Consider the following 16,249-nt stretch of genomic DNA (forward strand, 5'->3'; position numbering starts at 1 on the left):
CGTCGGTGTTTGACCTTTCTCTTCATCGGCGACTATTGTCGTTCTTGGAGGGCGGGATGGCCAAAAAAGCAAAACGGGCGATACGTCCGGTCAAACTAGGGCCAGCGCGTCGGAAGACCTCCGGCATCGTAACGCAGTGGCAGGTAATCAAAGCCCGTGTCGAGGCGGAGATAGCTGCGCAGGTCAAGGCAAGGGGCTTCATGGGAAGCGCCGTTCTAATCCCGGACCAGCTAGAGTATCAGCATAACGGCCACAGCGATCTCGTCACCAAAGGGGACTTGGAAAGGTTCGCGATGTCGTTGGTCGAAAGGCAATTGGCGACGTCGACATCGGCAAGCTCCGACCGGGTCGCGATCGTCCTCACGGCCAATACGATCGCCATCATGGCCGGGTCGAAGATCAAGCCAACAGCGAAGGCCTCTCAAGCGCGAGCAAAAATCCCGCCATCAATTCCAGCCGCGACCGCCACCCGCGACTTTGATCTGCCTGCTCCAGACCTGCTTCTGGGACCGATTCGCAACGAAGTGACCAAGTGCGAGGCAAATTTCGCAGACGTCCGGAAGGTGATCGCTGTCCACTTCTCAATCCCCCCGGATGCGACCAGTGTGGCGGTATTCAGCCCCATCACCAGACAGAGGATGTCGTTCTCCGACGTCTTCCAGCTCGCTACAGGCCACCTCCAGAAATCGGGTATCCTCAAGCTCGATGGAAAGCGGCTGTGCCTAGTTGCGGGAGGCGCGGGAAAGCCTACACCGCCTTATAAGCCCAAGGCCAAGCGTCCCGCAGCATCGTCACCCCAGGGTGCGTCCGCCCGCATGCAAGGTCCTGTGGACGTCGAACGCCTCATGAAGTCTTTGCCCGAACTGGATTCTTACAGGCTGCTCACCATGTGGAAAAACGCCGTCCGAATCATCGGCGACGCCACGCGCAAACCACTGCACCAAGACGCACAGATCATGGCGTCTGCGGTTTCCAAGGAATGGGACCTACGGGCAAAGCGTCTTGCGGACGACGCCTACTTCAAATGGCCGTCCACAGAAGCGCCCGGCGGAAAGAAACATCAGAAATACCGCGATCTACGGCAAGAGGGCATGCTGCGCTATCTCGAGTACAAGGTCGGGAAAGAGGGCGAGCACTCGAACTTCCGACATGCGCTGCTCGCTAGGATTTTCGAAAGCGGCCTGCCGCCGGTCTTCGACCGCGTCTACATGGCGGAGTGGGGGCCGAATGCCTCGTCGATCCGCCTGCACAAGATGGCGCACTGCCTCGCCTCGTTTGCCAAAAATTTCAAATACCAGGACGACGATAAGTTCGATGAGGCCATCCGTCATTGGGAACAGGACCTCGAATACCTGCATGACAGGTTCTATGTCGGTCGGTTCGGCTTCGGCTGGCCCACGACGGCCATATAAGGTTTCAACGGCTCGAGCGTCGTTCACAAGCGTTGGAGCGGCCAGCGGCCAATATACCTCAGATTTAACACGTCGATTGCTCCAAAAACCGCCAAGGCTAACGAAGTGGAAACGGTCGAAGCGATAACTTCCAAGTTGCGCCGATCGGGTTTGTTGAAAAACTGACGGCATCAGATTGGAAGTGAGTTGCGCCCATGTCGATACCCGTGAGTTCCAAGAAGTCCATCCTCGACGGGATCGATTCCTACACCCCTGCGGAGCTCAAGCGTCTGGTGGTCGATCTCCTCGTGCGTCCTAAAGTTGGTCTGTATTGGGAGCGCGACGCAGTTCAGCGGGATCGTTCACTCAATGACGCGAACGTATTTCTGGAACGTGACGAAGACCTTTCGTTAGGCGTCGGTCAACAAGCGAATTTGATTATCGAAGGTGAGAACTTCGACGCCTTGCGGGTCCTCAGGCATACCCACAAAGGTAAAATCAGGCTTATCTTTATCGATCCCCCCTACAACACCTACAAGCGGGATTTTGTGTACAACGACCGCTACCTCAATAAAGACGACACCTTCAAACAGTCCACATGGCTCGATTTCCTCTTCCGGAGATTGAAGCTCGCCGCCGACCTCCTGTCGGATGACGGGGCCGTTTTCGTGTGCATCAACGATCAACGCCGTGCGCAGCTCGAGCTGCTGATGGACGAGGTGTTCCCCGATATGCGCGTTGGCAGCTTCGTCTGGAAGTCACGCAAGAGCACTAATAGCGAAGGCGACCATTCGTTCAGCGTGGACCACGAGCACGTACTGGTCTACGCACGCGAGAACTTCGTTTTCGACGGCGTAGTGAAGAAAAACGCCGACTATAAATTTACTGATCCCGATGGCCGCTCATGGGCCTCCGCTCCCCTTAACGTGAGCGTTCGGTGGGACGACAAGAGGGCGGGCAACGCCTACTATCCCGTAGAGAACCCTCTGACCGGGATTTGGTATCCGTGCAATCCAGACAGCGTCTGGCGCTTCGCAAGCCGTCTCAGGTTGAAAGAAGGCCAGAGGCTGAAAAGCGACCCTATGGAGGACAAGATCGCTGCCGGTCTGGTCCATTTCCCATCGGGTAGCCGTGTCCAAACCTGGGACACAATGGAGGATTTGCTTGACGCCATGGACCGCGGCGATGTCCCGGAGTCGAACGGAGCGCCGTTGTTGCGCAGGGGCCTGCCGGACCTGGACTTCTGGGTCGGCAGGAAGGTCGGATGGGGGAGGCCACGGCTGAAGCGCTATCTGGACAAGCAGGAAAAAGACCTGCAGCCCGTATCAAGCTGGGTGCGCTCCGCGTCCCAGAAGGAAAAGAAGGACGACGAGGACAGCATTTCCCTGGAGGCCTCGTACTCCAACGAGGGAACGTCGCTTTTGAAGGAGGTCTTCGGCCGAAAAGTCGAGACGACGCCAAAGCCGCTTTCACTTATTAGGAACATCCTCAAAACCGTTTCTCGCGACGACGATATCGTGCTTGACTTTTTCGCGGGGTCCGGCACCACCGCGCATGCGGTTATGGCTTTGAACGATGAAGACGACGGGAACCGCAGCTACATCCTTGTCGCGGCGACCGAAGAAACGTCCACCGAAATCGGCAAGAACAACTGCCGTGACATCTGTGCCCGCCGTGTCAGAGCGGTGAGCGAAGGCTGGGGCAAGCGGGCGGGGCTTGGAGGGGAGTTCGCTTATGCGCGGACAAGGACCATCAACACCGCCGACCTGCCGTTCGACCTGTCAGAAGAGCATGTCTGGAACACGCTGACCCTTTTGCACGGCGGCGTGCTCGAACCCATGCCGAAATCGGACATGAAACGCGTACCTGCAGCTGACGACGCGGCGGTGTACCTGTGTACTTTCAACGACGATGCGTCGGTGGAAGAACTCTACCGTGCCATACGGCCGCACTCAATCGTATACACGGACAGACCAGGAATAGCACGACAGGCGCTGGCGAAGCTCAATGTCGATATCCGCGATGTTTACGAAGCGGTTCTCACCGCTACAATCCGTATCGAGGACGAATAATGGATATGTTCGCGCCAATACGCGCCTCGGTTCCGCTCGTGGATTTCCAGGAAGTCATTGTTTCCAACATGGTGAACAGGCTTCGCCAGTCGGGCCGGCCAATCCTGTTGCGGTCTCCGACCGGTTCAGGCAAAACGATGATGATCGGCCGAGCTCTGAACGATCTCGTCAGGACAAGGCCGATGCTTTGGTTCTGGTTCGTTCCGTACGTGAACCTAGTCACGCAGACGATGCGGTCAATCGAAGATCATTGCGCCTCGTTGAGGCCTGCTGAACTAATCCATGGTCGTCGCTTCGATCACCAGGCAGGAGACGTCCTTGCCGCTTGCGTGAAAACAGTGGCGAGCTCGGAGCAAATAGGCCAGGTCTATTCCCCGAAGTCCGAACAGGTTCCAGCTTTTTGGGAACTTGTATCGTCTGCCCGCGCGAGCGGCCTCAAGATAGGAATTGTGGTCGACGAAGCGCATATAGGTCTGTCGTCCGAGACTGAGTTCGGAAAATTCTGTGTCGGATTGAACCCTGACAACATCATCATGGCCACCGCAACGCCCCGCGACAGAAAGCTCATGGATTTCCTGGCGGCGGCCGATTACCCGGACTATGAAACCTTTACCGTAAGCCGAGATCAGGTCGTCGCCGCGAAGTTGAATAAGCGCTATGTCGCGGCAATCGTGTACGAGACAACCGAAACCTGGCAGTTGATCGCGGACTTCACTAAGACCGCGCTTCGGCAGGCTTGGCGTCAACATCAGGTGATACGCGACAAACTCGCCAAGCATGACATCAAGCTCACGCCGCTCATGCTGGTGCAGGTGGCTAACGGCGATCACACGACAGGAGAGGCTCTGGACTACCTGGTCAGAGACTGCCAGGTGCCCATGGAACTCATCAGGAGTTACGAGGGCAAGGATAACGATCCAACGGCGTTGCAGCGTTACGCTGCCGACCCCACGTGCCAGGTCCTCATTTTCAAGGAGGCAGCGGGTACGGGCTTCGACGCGCCGCGCGCTTTCGTACTCGCTTCCGTCAAGCCAGTTTCGGATGTCGACTTTGCGGCCCAGTTCATCGGACGGATAATGAGAGTCGCGCGGCCGGTACGGGAGTACATGGAAGAAAACGACGACATCGATCCAGACTTGGAAACGGGTTATGTTTTCCTCGCCAATGCAACCGCCCAGTCCGGTTTTGAGACCGCCGCCCATGATATGCTTAAGATGAAGAGCAGCATAGAAGGCGCTATCGAAAGACTGCACGAGCGGCGGCTCGTCGACGGCAGCAAAATCTATTCCAATAGGCCGACCGACCAACCTTCTCTGCTGTTAAGTTCTCCGTTTGTCCGCAGGTCAGACGTCCTGGAAAGCATTCCCTCCGCACGTGAAATCGATCCGAGCCAGATTTCGCTTTTCTCCAGCGTGTCGTCGACTGCTGTTTCCGAACCATCTACCGTCCTCACCAGCAGGCTCACCCCGATGGTCGATGAAGTCCGAAGCGTGGATTCTCTCAAAAAAGGCATGGTCGAACGCGAATTCGAACTTCACACAAGGCAGACGCACTTGCCCAAATTGCCACGTGCGTTCCAGACCGAGCAGAAGCCGCGCATCGAAGACCTCAAAGACGTTGTTAGGTGGGTCGTCCGGCACCTGGATATCTCCGACGTCGACATAATGAAGGCAGCCATGGCTGTCTACTCGGGGCCGATTGCTAAGCAGGTCACCACCAATCTGGAAACGATGGAACTGCTGGAGCGTTCGGATGTCGGCCTTGTGTTGGACAGGACCAGTCTTGCAGCCGACGTGCAAGACTTCATAGCTCGACTTCCCCAGTCCAGCTCCGCTGACTCAAATGCCTTGATAAGGGCGATGAGCGAACGGATGTCCGTGCCTATATCCGACTGGTATAGGGCCTTCGTACCGGTTGAATTTCGAAGCGATGAGGCGATCACCAGGATTTCGCGCGATGCTGTTTACGTCCTCCTTCGGAGCATGAAAGCAGATGTCCTGCGGTTGTTCAACGAGGAGATAGCGAAGCGCGTGGTGTCGATCAGCGCATCGTCGCTGCCAGACGCGATGATCTTTCCGTCCGAAATCGCGTTGAAACCGTCCATTAAAAACATCTACGGCGTCTTTCCTCCGAACGAAGAGCAGATTCGTTCGCTATATTCACAACTAATTGGTGACGAGCGTCAGTCACTTCGTAGGTACGCCGTGGAAGGAAGCGATGAAGGTTACTTTGTCGATGCATTCGACCATTCTTGGCAGATGAACCAGAGCGAAGAGCTATTCGCACGTCGTCTTGACAGGGCGTCTTTCGTCGATTGGTGGACCAGGAATCCCAGTCGGAAGCCTTATTCCGCGGCTGTTGTCAGGGCCGATAACGGATACAACTTCTATCCCGATTTCATCGTGTGCGTCAGATACTGGGAAGAAGACGATTCCGCCGTCCGCCTGATCGAAACCAAATTCGATGTGACAGATGCCGTTGCTAAAGGCGGAAGGCCATCGCTTTCATACGGAAAGGTCATTTTTCTGAGGACGGACCATGAAAGCCAGACGCTGAAGATTATCAATGACGATGGAAGCCTCGGCAGGGAGGTTGGCGGTGATCTCGAAAGGCTGCGGGATGTTCTGCGGTCCACGAGCTGAACTGATTTCTCTTTGAACTACTTGAAATGCACAAAGCTGGAAGGTTGAAACCGTGTCCTATTTATTCGATCAGTGTTGCGACGGTCGAATCGGCGACATTCCCATTAACAGCTGTCCAGCGGCCTTGATCCTCGATATCAACGTCCTGCCGTAGGCATACACGGTTGGACGTCGGCACGGCCATGACACTGACAACCCCTGTCAGTCGCGAATTCATAGGTCACCCGAACGTCATCTGCAGCGCTTAGCATTGCCCCTGTCACGCCTCTGGAGCCTTTAAGAGCGCTTCGTGCGTGGTGCCCACCGGTGACGCCGTGTCCGGCGTCAGACATTCGACGCGCTCGGGGTCTGACGTTACGTAGACAATCGCTTTGTTGCCTAGCCCCAACTGACTGAGGTAAGACCCCACCAGAGCGTTCGCCGCTCCGTATTCTGACGCATGCCCGTCGACCATCCTATAGGCGGCGTGGAAGCCAAGCTTCGATCCGGCGTCCAGCAGACGCGGTGAACGGGCTAGTCAGTGAGGGCGCGTGCGGAAGCGCACAGAGCGCCTCGGGGCACCGCGGTCGACCGTTTTGGTAGAAACCCGTATTTTGATTGTTAACTATTGTGTACGGGTGCTTTCTTAACCGAAATCGTGTGTTAGATCGGTCTTTAGAGTTTGACGTACAGATTCGGGAACGGTCACGTCGTTTGGCCGTTTTCCTTTGCCGAGGTTGGGGTGTATCTGTTGCTCCGCTGTCAGAGCGGGTAACTTTTCTTTATCGGTGCGTGACAGGTGCTGCGACGACGTGGAAAATGGGCTGAGAAGGGGATTGCGATGCAGATTATCAGTGCGGAACAGTTTGTACTGGGGCTACTGGCGGCTTTAAGTCTGGAAGGCAAAAAGACGATTCTGCTGGATGATCCACGCCTCGACCAGCAGTTCGCGAAAGCCTACGATGACCTGCTCGACCATGCCGAAGATTTAGGGGTAGTCCCGGACTTCGTCATCGCGCCCGACCGCTATCACGGCGATAGCACGGCCCTGCGCGATGCGATCCTCGCCGTGAGGGACCTTAAGGACGTCGCGCTGCATAATCCTAAATTCGTCCGGGTAACTATTGACGTGCTGGAAGAGAGCGCCGCGAAGACCCTCGCTGAGAGCCGCATTCCGGACGCAGCCTTGCGCCGGATGGCGACCAAGTACCTTTCCGAAGTAGCGCATTGATAGTACCGCATGAGCGCTATTGAGGAAGTCGCCTATTCTGTGGCGTCGAGATATCTTGGCACCTATGTCGCCAGAGCTGCGGAAACCGCCCGTCAAAACAGCTCCCCAAAACAAATTCATGATCGCGTTTGGGGGACAATCACGCTCACTCCGCTTGAAGTGGCTATTGTTGACAGCCCACTGATCCAGCGCCTGCGCTACCTGCGGCAACTGGGGGTGGCTCAATGGGTTTACCCTTCGGCAGCCCATACTCGGTTCGAACATTCCCTTGGAGTGCTTCACCAGACTCACCAACTGATAACGGCAATCAATCAAGCGTCAGAGACTAAATACGGCGAAGCTATTATAAACCAGGACCTGACGACGATACTCAGGGTGGCTGCTTTGCTTCACGACGTTGGGCATCCTGTTCTTTCCCATGTGTCAGAGTACGCGCTCGAGGTGGACCCCAGAACGTTGCTTGAACTGCAGCGAGAGCGCAGGAAGTTCGGCGAGAATGTTAAGCTGAGCGAGATAGTTGCCGCTTTTGTCGTCTTGTCGAAAGAGTTCGAGGCTGTCCTGAAATCGATCTTCGACGTTCACGTATCGTTACGGCTGCCGACCGCAAGCTGGGCGGGCCGTATTCCCGAGTTTGTCGATAAGGTCTCCAAGTGCATAATGGGTCAGTCGATTTCGGAAGAAATTCCCTTGCTTCACGAATTGATATCGGGACCTTTCGACGCAGACAAACTCGACTACATGATGCGCGACGCCTCTATGGCTGGAATTCCCGGCATCATCGACATTTCAAGGCTAATACAAAAGATAACCGTGAAGAAGGCGCTACCAACGGACCTTCATGAACGTCTCTCGTCGACTATCCCGGCCAAGACGCCGCATGTCTATCTGATAGGATTTCCTTGGAGTGGTCTCTCTGTTGTGGATGAGTTACTGCTGACGAAGATGATACTATTTTCGAAGTTGTATCAGCACCCAAAGGTAGTGGCTATCGAGGCGATGATTCGCGCGATCGTTGACAACTTGGCGAAGGTTATCGATCACAAGCGCCTGATATCGTTTGTATACGAAATTTTGGACGACGAACTCGTGCTTTCGGATGAAGCCGGTCTGAGGAAACGGCTTGCATTAAAAAGTCCGGGCGAGGACACGTCTATCGACACAGCGGTAGGGCACTGTATCGAAATACTGGGCCGCCTGCGTGAACGTAACCTGTTTGTCAGGGCGTTCGCCTTTTCGGCTCACAATCCCTCAAACACTGACGGCACCGAAGACGCGACCACGAAAGCGATGAACGAGCTGGTTCGCTTTCTTAGCGACAGGACATCTCTCGCGGCCCTTCACCAAGAAATCACCGACGAGCTCTTGAAAATAACGGGCCACTTGAAACTTCCATTCAGTGAAGACTTCTACAGGTCTATGGTAGTTATCAAGAAAAAAACGCTTCCTTCCCAGGAGGAGCTTCGGCGAGCTTATATCTTTCCCACTCAAGGAAAGCCAAAGACGTTCGGTGAAACCGGAATACACAAGGACGCCTGGAGCAGCTCATTTGTCTCTGCGGCACCCAAGGGCTACATCTTTTCGCCACGAGAAATCGCCCCTTATGTGTTCATTGCCACGGAGACCGTCGTCGCAAAGAAGCACGATGTCGCAATTCCCGAATGGTTGATGGAAGAGGCAAAGCAGACCAGCGATACGATCCGTCGGATCAAGCTCCACCTTCGCGAGGCGGGTTACTACAACGGGCTACCTCGCTGCATCAGGCCAACGATCGACCGCCTGAGCAAAGCTGACGTAGACCAGGTTGTCGACGAGTTTGCCGAGCGGTTCTCAGCGATCCAAGGTACCGTTGCCGAATTGACGCAGAAGACTGAGAAGGGGGTTGTCAGAGGCGGCAAAAGCGCCATGAAACTTCAGGCCATGGCGTGGTTGGACCAATTCCAGACTTGGGAGGTTGAGCATGCATTGGACCTTCTCAAGCGATCGAGGCTTCTCGGACGGGACGATGTCGTTGCTATGATCAACGAATTCCTGAAAAACAATCCTGAGTTCGACGACGCGTCTATCGTTGGGCTTAGCCAAGGCAACGAAAGCTCGCAGATCATCCAGTACTATGCCGCTGACGTGAAGGCCAGATTCAAGTTTTACGCGACAATCAGCGATGCAGCCAAGGACAACCGCTCCGCGCCGGTGATCTTCGTTGACGATTTCTGCGCGTCGGGCGGACAAGTGACCAACACCCTGGGGTCTTGGTTTAACGACGACAAGCTGAAGAAGCCTGGACTCAACGAACAGCGCAGGCTCGCCTTGGAACCCGAAAAGGATTTCCTGAGAAACCACAAGCTGGCGTTTTGTTTCGTGGCGGCATGGAACGACGGATTGAAAGCCGTCCAATCCGCCATCGATGACCTTAAACTAACGGGATCGGTTCACGCTCATCTGCGAGACGCCGATCTTCCCGTGGCATTTCCGGCCGAAAGCGAAACTCCCGGAAGTCAGCAGGATTTCAAGCTCCGTTGCGCTACCATCGGAAGACAACTTCATGCGGACGAACAGTGGGATGAGGTCAAGGTTTCCCAGAGAGTTCTAGGTTACGGAAATCAGGGACTGTTGCTGTTTTTTCCCTACAACGCTCCCGCGCAAAGTCTGACGTGCATGTGGAAATCCGGGATTGTCAATGGAGATGACTGGCAGCCGTTAGTTCCACGCAGGAAGAAGGTCACTTAGAAATTGGGGCAACCAATGGCACAATAAGTGGCGGCGTAGCTGACGCTACGACCGTTCAGGGGCGTGTCTGCTGTTGACTTTGTAGCCAAAGGCTTGGCGTTGTCGTCTAGGACGAGAGGGTTTAGGCCAAGATAGAATCGATTTGTGGCGGAAATTCTCGCATCACCAAATGGGCGGCCCGGTAACGAAGCCCCGGACAGCCCGTTGCTTCCTGACCTAGTCAATCATCGGAAGTGGCCACTTCTGACCCCGGCCGAACCTGGAGGCGGGCGTATCTCCGCAATCAATGCAGGCCTTGTCTGATCGCGGCGAAACGAAGCGGAGACGTCGATCCAGAGGTCGACCTTGAACCGTACCTTGGAAAGCGTCGTCGGCCGTCAGACCCGTCATATAGAACAGGAAGTCGTTGGCCGCTTGCGAGGCGCTGACGCTATTTAGCGTAACGACACTAGGCGCCGGCGCATCATCCTTGTCGAGATAGCGTTCACGCTTGCGCATCGCATCCGGCTTGCTTTCCTCGTTAAGCTTGCGGGCGTCGATCGCCTGGTTGCAGACAAGGCACCCGCAGGTGGGCGTCACCAATCTCGCCGCGGTATGTACGTTCGCGACAGTGCCAGAAGCGCCTTCCGCTTGAATACGGCTTCCGAGTTGCACTCCTGGAATAAGATACTGGTGGACCAAGCTATTGAAGAGCAGGCGGGCACGATGGCCGTCAGCCGCCAGGAAGATATAATCGCAAGTCTTCAGCGCTTCGACAACCTCGCGCGTTTCCATCGAGGTGAAATATCGCTCGATCCGCGCATGAGGGTTTGCCCTACGGATGACACGGCTCGAGAGATCGATCTTCCGCGTGGACAGCGCCGCACCAAGCCGGCGCATCCATCCTGGTCGTCCCTTGGCCGTCAACCACGACATGGCATCGAAGCCAGTTGCATCGACGAGCCGGGGGACGTTACTGATCTGGACGCGATCGGGATCAACGAGAACGAAGGAACCCACGCCCAGACGGCCGAGAAGTTCCGAAAGTAACGAGCCGACGCCGCCAAGACCGATGATGGCTACGCGGCTAGACGATAGGATGGCTTGGCCACGCTCACCGAAGATTCTAACCTGGCGATCGTAGCGCTGGCGCAAGACGGGATCGACGATCTTCGGGGCTGGCTTAAGCTCCTTCCGGCTCGGGCCGATCACCACAAGCCGACTGACGGCGAGACGCCTACCGCCAGGAAGCCATATGTCGCCCGCGACGGCGTTTTCCGCGAAGACGAGTGATCCGACAGGCATGCCTTCGACAAGATCGAGAAGAGCAGGAAAGCCGCGCTCGTGGGACTCAAGGTCGACGTCGGAAAACGAGACACGCTCTCCAGGTCCATGATTATGGACAGCGAGATAGACGAGCTTCTCGTCGCGGCAATGACGCGCCTGCTTCGCGATGAAGGGTGCGAGCAGCTTCCGGTATCCACGGTCGCCGGGCACCCAGTCCGTTCCCTCCTTGGCGAGTATGACGTCGCGGACCGTCAGTATCGGCCCCACGGGGGTCTCGATCAGTCCCGCACGCAAGACCGCACCGTGCTCGTCGCCGTCACCGGGGAAAAGGTGGGCGTATAGCGTCTTGTACATCTCTGCCGCCATGCGCAGTTCGCAATGGCTCATTGTTCCAGCATCCATTTTAGCACCTTGATCAATTTGGAGAGTGGGGTTTCGAATGCGAACGATGCCTGGCTGCGCTGGCGTCTCGACACCATCACCGCTGGCCGGGTATCGGTTGTGGAGTTGTCGGCGGGAAACACTTGTCCCGTCGAATGCAACGGCGGGCATTTTAACGCCGCGCCGTCTATCCGCGACAAGTCGTGTCTGACGTAGAACGGATAGGTATCGTCGTACGGGCATGCGTCCGACAGGTGGAACCCGACCCACGTGATCGCCTGATTGTAAGGCGGACCGAGAGGCACGTCCTCGATGACGACGTGCGCCCCGCCGGTTGCCGTAACCCGGGCCGTGACGGCAAGACCCGGGAAATGGTTGCGGATCGCAGCCAATGTGGTCACGACCCCGGACTTGAGCTCAGGCATCTCAGCTATCCTCGTGATGGTCTACAGCGGCGAAACGCTCGCCCCCGCGGATGAAGACGATGTCCGCGTCGCCGATGATCTTGGGGTCGCCGCCGCCGGCAGGCTCGACGTCGAGGACGAAGTCGACGCGGATATTCACCCCCTGCGCGATTGCGGCGACCTTAATGTCCATGCCGGAATGCCAACCGCGGGCAAGTTCGACCGGCTTCGTGTTCACGGTCACCATGACCTTTGGGCGGTGTACGATACGCACGCGTTCGGTGCCCTTGTGGCCGAGGTCGATATCGGTTCCGTCGTCGACGAACTCGTCGGGGCCATCATCCCGCTCGAGCTTAAATACCTGGTCCGCTTCGATTTCGCAGATGCCCCGCAACTCGGCTTCGTTGATGGCAGGCAGCCCCCAGTCGAAGCCGCGGGTATCCACCGTGAAGCGGAAGGCGCGATCGGATAGAAAGGCGCGGAAGACCTCGACGCCCTTCTCTCCGAGATCGGTCTTGCGCTCGAGGTCGAGCGCGAAGGTACGGCGATCCGCGATACGGATCAGCTGATGTTCGTCCGCTGGACGATGGTTCGAGATATTGAGTATTTCGCGGCTGTCGATCTCCTTGTCCGAGGACGTGAAGTCGAGCATGTTGACGATGAAACGGAACGTCTTGCGAGCGTCCGCGGAGTCTTTGACTAATACTGTATCCATTGTTTTTTGACCCTATGGAGCTCGGCAACATGCCGGGCTTTCACAAGGTCAATCGAAGGGGTATGTGAAAAGAGGAACCCCTGCCGTAAACTTTTTTTAAGGACGTGCCTGGGGAGCTGGACAGATGAAGAAGTGCCTGCAGCGGGGACACAGGAAGTCACTTTTCTCGGCCGGAAAGAGGCCGTCTTCGATGGACCGGACGGCGTCTTGCGCCGTCGCGATACGGTTCGCGCGCTTGGCCGCCGTCTGTTCGATTTTTCCTGCGCTTCCGTCCATCACGTGGAATGTCTCGAACGAGAAGCCATGGCCGAAAGTGATGCGTGCCGCCTCCAGCAGAAGCGTGTGCGCGATCTTGTCCTGTTCCGTCGTGGAGCGTTTGCCTGACCGGACGGTCAAGAACTCGCGCGAGCCCGCGTCTCCTCTGACGAAGTCCGGAGCGATGGCGATATGACGGTTTGCCAACACGAGACCGAACGGCGTGGCCTTCGAGACAGAGGCAAGAACGGGAAGTAGATTGCCAATCATCCTGTCGACAAGAGCTCGGTACGGTGCCTCGAACGGATGACCGACGAGTTTAGTCGAATTCCAGGCGCTTTCGAAGACACCGCGCATGGCATCGACGGTCAACGGAATGTCGGCGACGCGGACAGCTTCCACCACCGCGAGAATACATCCGTGGGCTTGCAGGTAGGCGGACCTGTCGGTCGAGCCGCCGAGCTTGGCGATCTTGTCATAAAAGAAGCGCCTGCCGCATTGTTCGAAAGACTCAACGTCTGCGGCACTCAACCCCTTGGGAAAGCCGAAGTCGATGACCGGCTCCAACGTCGGAGTCGGGAAGAGACGGGCGATCGGCGCGGCTTGCCGGCCGCTCCGGATCGATAGTGCCTCGACGAATATCGAAGGATTTGAATTTTTGCCTCCCGAACTGGCGGGTCGATAGAGCTTGAGGTGTGTCTTCGCGCGCGACATGGCCACGAAAAACAGACACTCCTCTTCGGCTTCGTGGGCATTCGCTTCTGGGTTTTCGGTGATCATGCCGCTAGGTGGCGGACATGCGTCGGGACGATTGGGTGCAGGAATAGACCCTCGCTTGAGCCTGGGCAGATGCACGGCCTCGAATTCAAGCCCTTTGCTCGCGTGGATCGTCAGCAACTGGACGCCGTCCACGTCTTGCATTTCGTCGGGCAGACGTCGCAGCTCGCGATCGTCGGATAGCAGCACGAGATGCCTGACACGTTCGAGGCCGCGGACGATTGGCAGCTTGCCGCCTACGAGCGGCATGGTCCTGAGGGCTTCGATCAGCTGGCGGACCGCAACGCGGCGAAGATCGTCGGACGGATTCTGGCCCGAGAGAACCGTCCTGACGTATTCGCTTCGATCGAAGAGGTATTCCATCAACGCCAGCCAAGGCGTCGTGCCGCGTTCGAAACCGTCCAAATGGCTGGCCAGAAGGGCAAGGCGACGGACGGTGTCTGCGGTAACGCCAACAAGCGTCGACACCTGGTCAAGGATCGCCTTCACCGTTATCTGGCGAGACCTAGCCTCCTGAATAACCAACGACAGCTCGAGCGGCGCGACGGCATATTCGGGGAAGGTGCCCACCCTGAACAGGGTCGAGCCGTCATGGACGATCAGCGACAGCAGTGACAACATGTCACGCACTTCGGGTCTCTCGAAAAGCGGCCCCAGATATAGCACGGGCACCCCGCGGGCCTCGAGCTCCGCTGCCATCTCGGCAAGTATGCCATTGGTGCGGGCGATCACGGCCTGGTTTCTGAGGGAAACACCACCCTGTTCGAGCTCGCGGATATTTCCAGCGAGCACGTCGATCTCCTCCTGGGGATCGGTTCCGACAAATATCTCCGGCGTTCCGCAGACTTCGGTTCGCTTAACGCTTATGTCGAGTGGAAGGGAGTAAGAAGACACGATCATCCCATTTCCGAAAGCTTTGAACTGGGAAAGGATCGGGTCGGTGGATCGGTAGTTTACTTTCAGTTGTCCTAGCTTGCCGCTAGGATAGTCCCTCCGAAAGCGCGCCATGTTGCGGCTGGATGCCCCGCGAAACCTGTAGATCGACTGTCTGGCGTCTCCGACGACCCAGAGGCGGTTTCCGTCGCCGACGATGCCTTTCACCAACATGGCGCTTGCGCGGTTGATATCCTGGTATTCGTCGACGTGAACCCACTTGTACTTGTCCGAGAGCTGACGGCGAAAATCTTCGTCAGTTCTCATCCTGACAGCGGGAAGTCGGATAAGATCGCCGTAGTCTACCGCCTGCATCGAATCGAGTGTCGCCTGGTAGTGCTTGTAGACAAGGGCGACTTCGCAGCACTTCGTGGCCGCCTTGACGGCATCGGCATCGGCGCGATCCGCTTCGCGCATCATGTTTTCGGCAAGGACTTCGTATTCCTTCGGACCGAGAAGTTCGTCCTTCGCCCTCGATATCGAGCGCAGGATATCCCTCAGAGCCGATGCCGGGTCGAACAGGTTCTGCATGTGGACGATCGGCAGGGCCGGAAGCGTGTCTTCCAGCAGGTTTATGGCCTCACTCGTGTCGACCAACTTCGGATCAGGGGGAAGATTGAACCGTGCGTGGTGTTTGCGCAGGAGTTCAAGGCCGAATGAGTGAAACGTTCCGCTCCAGATGTTGACCGCACCAGCCCCTACGGCACGCTCGACCCGCTCGCCAAGCTCCTCGGCCGCCTTGTTCGAAAATGTCAGCGCGAGTATGTCGTCGGCCTTGGCGTGTTCCTGCGCAAGCAGCCATACGACGCGCTCGACCATCGTTTTGGTTTTCCCGGTTCCGGGTCCGGCCTCGAGAAGAAACGGCGATCCAAGGTGATGGGCCGCCTTTTCCTGGGAGGGATCAAGCGGTTCCGGAGGTCGGGGCGCTTTCGGTCGCTTCTCAATAGCTTCCGGCAGCAACAGGGAGTCCGCCAGCTGTTGATAGACCGTCTCCAGTCTTATCCCGAGGCTCGTGGCGATTTCCCTGGCGCGTTTCCCTTCATGGAAAAGTCGTCTCGCAAGCACCCGTGGCAGGAGGAACTCGCGCGCGAAGGCATTAGCTTGGGCCTCGCGTCGTTCCTTTTTGCTATAAGCTTCGACACGCTGCAACGGATCACCGGCGCCTGGCGCGTTGTAGCCGCGCTCGATCTTGATCTCGGCCTCGAGATGGATCACGAAATGCGCGATCTCGTGGGCGATCACCTCGGCCTCGAAGTCCCGGTCGAGATCGTTAGCCACGTAGATCGCCAGATAGCGACGCTTGAGGACGCCGACACCGCCCATGAGGTTGGTATTGCTTGGTCCTACCTTCTCGACCGTCAGATTTTGGTCGTCGAGCCCGAGCTGTATGACCTCGCTTGCGGCGAGCTGCTTAAGCCCCGGGTCGATCTTACGTCTTAAATCGTTCGCGGCGCGTCGGACGGAATTGATATTCTCCAT

9 protein-coding genes are annotated in these 16,249 nt (G+C 57.0%); 5 read left to right on the plus strand and 4 right to left on the minus strand.

All coding sequences use genetic code 11. The annotated features are described in order from the left end of the window. Positions 1-56 precede the first annotated feature (56 nt). The 5 genes from PR018_RS05315 (at position 57) to PR018_RS05335 (ending at position 10,039) form a co-directional block, all read left to right on the plus strand. On the plus strand, positions 57-1,412 hold the full coding sequence (locus PR018_RS05315) for a hypothetical protein (RefSeq protein ID WP_142828898.1): 1,356 nt from the start codon (positions 57-59) through the stop codon (positions 1,410-1,412). 194 nt (positions 1,413-1,606) lie between these two features. Beyond that, positions 1,607-3,463, plus strand: a complete 1,857-nt coding sequence (locus PR018_RS05320; RefSeq protein ID WP_142828896.1) for a site-specific DNA-methyltransferase — start codon at positions 1,607-1,609, stop codon at positions 3,461-3,463. Next, on the plus strand, positions 3,463-6,105 hold the full coding sequence (locus PR018_RS05325) for a DEAD/DEAH box helicase (RefSeq protein ID WP_142828894.1): 2,643 nt from the start codon (positions 3,463-3,465) through the stop codon (positions 6,103-6,105). The genes PR018_RS05320 and PR018_RS05325 overlap by 1 nt, the downstream gene beginning before the upstream one ends. Before the next feature lie 820 nt (positions 6,106-6,925). Continuing rightward, positions 6,926-7,315 carry a hypothetical protein gene (locus PR018_RS05330; protein WP_142828892.1) on the plus strand — a complete coding sequence of 130 codons (390 nt, stop codon included), beginning with the start codon at positions 6,926-6,928 and terminating at the stop codon, positions 7,313-7,315. A 9-nt stretch (positions 7,316-7,324) separates the two neighbouring features. Beyond that, the gene (locus PR018_RS05335; protein ID WP_142828890.1) at positions 7,325-10,039 is read left to right on the plus strand and encodes a phosphoribosyltransferase-like protein; all 2,715 of its coding nucleotides are present in this window, start codon (positions 7,325-7,327) and stop codon (positions 10,037-10,039) included. 216 nt (positions 10,040-10,255) lie between these two features. On the opposite strand, the gene PR018_RS05340 is transcribed toward PR018_RS05335, so the two are convergent. The 4 genes from PR018_RS05340 to PR018_RS05355 all read right to left on the minus strand — a co-directional run bounded on the left by PR018_RS05340 (position 10,256) and on the right by PR018_RS05355 (position 16,249). Further along, entirely contained in the window at positions 10,256-11,707 is a 1,452-nt protein-coding gene (locus PR018_RS05340; RefSeq protein WP_161990922.1) for a ThiF family adenylyltransferase, read from the minus strand. Continuing rightward, on the minus strand, positions 11,689-12,111 hold the full coding sequence (locus PR018_RS05345) for a hypothetical protein (RefSeq protein WP_161990921.1): 423 nt from the start codon (positions 12,109-12,111) through the stop codon (positions 11,689-11,691). The genes PR018_RS05340 and PR018_RS05345 overlap by 19 nt, the downstream gene beginning before the upstream one ends. 1 nt (position 12,112) lies before the next feature. After that, entirely contained in the window at positions 12,113-12,805 is a 693-nt protein-coding gene (locus PR018_RS05350) for a multiubiquitin domain-containing protein (protein WP_142828886.1), read from the minus strand. Positions 12,806-12,901: 96 nt separating this feature from the next. Beyond that, complete coding sequence (locus PR018_RS05355) at positions 12,902-16,249, minus strand: UvrD-helicase domain-containing protein (RefSeq protein WP_142828884.1); 3,348 nt, start codon at positions 16,247-16,249, stop codon at positions 12,902-12,904.

This window comes from Rhizobium rhododendri, from assembly GCF_007000325.2.
GTDB classification, from domain to species: domain Bacteria; phylum Pseudomonadota; class Alphaproteobacteria; order Rhizobiales; family Rhizobiaceae; genus Rhizobium; species Rhizobium rhododendri.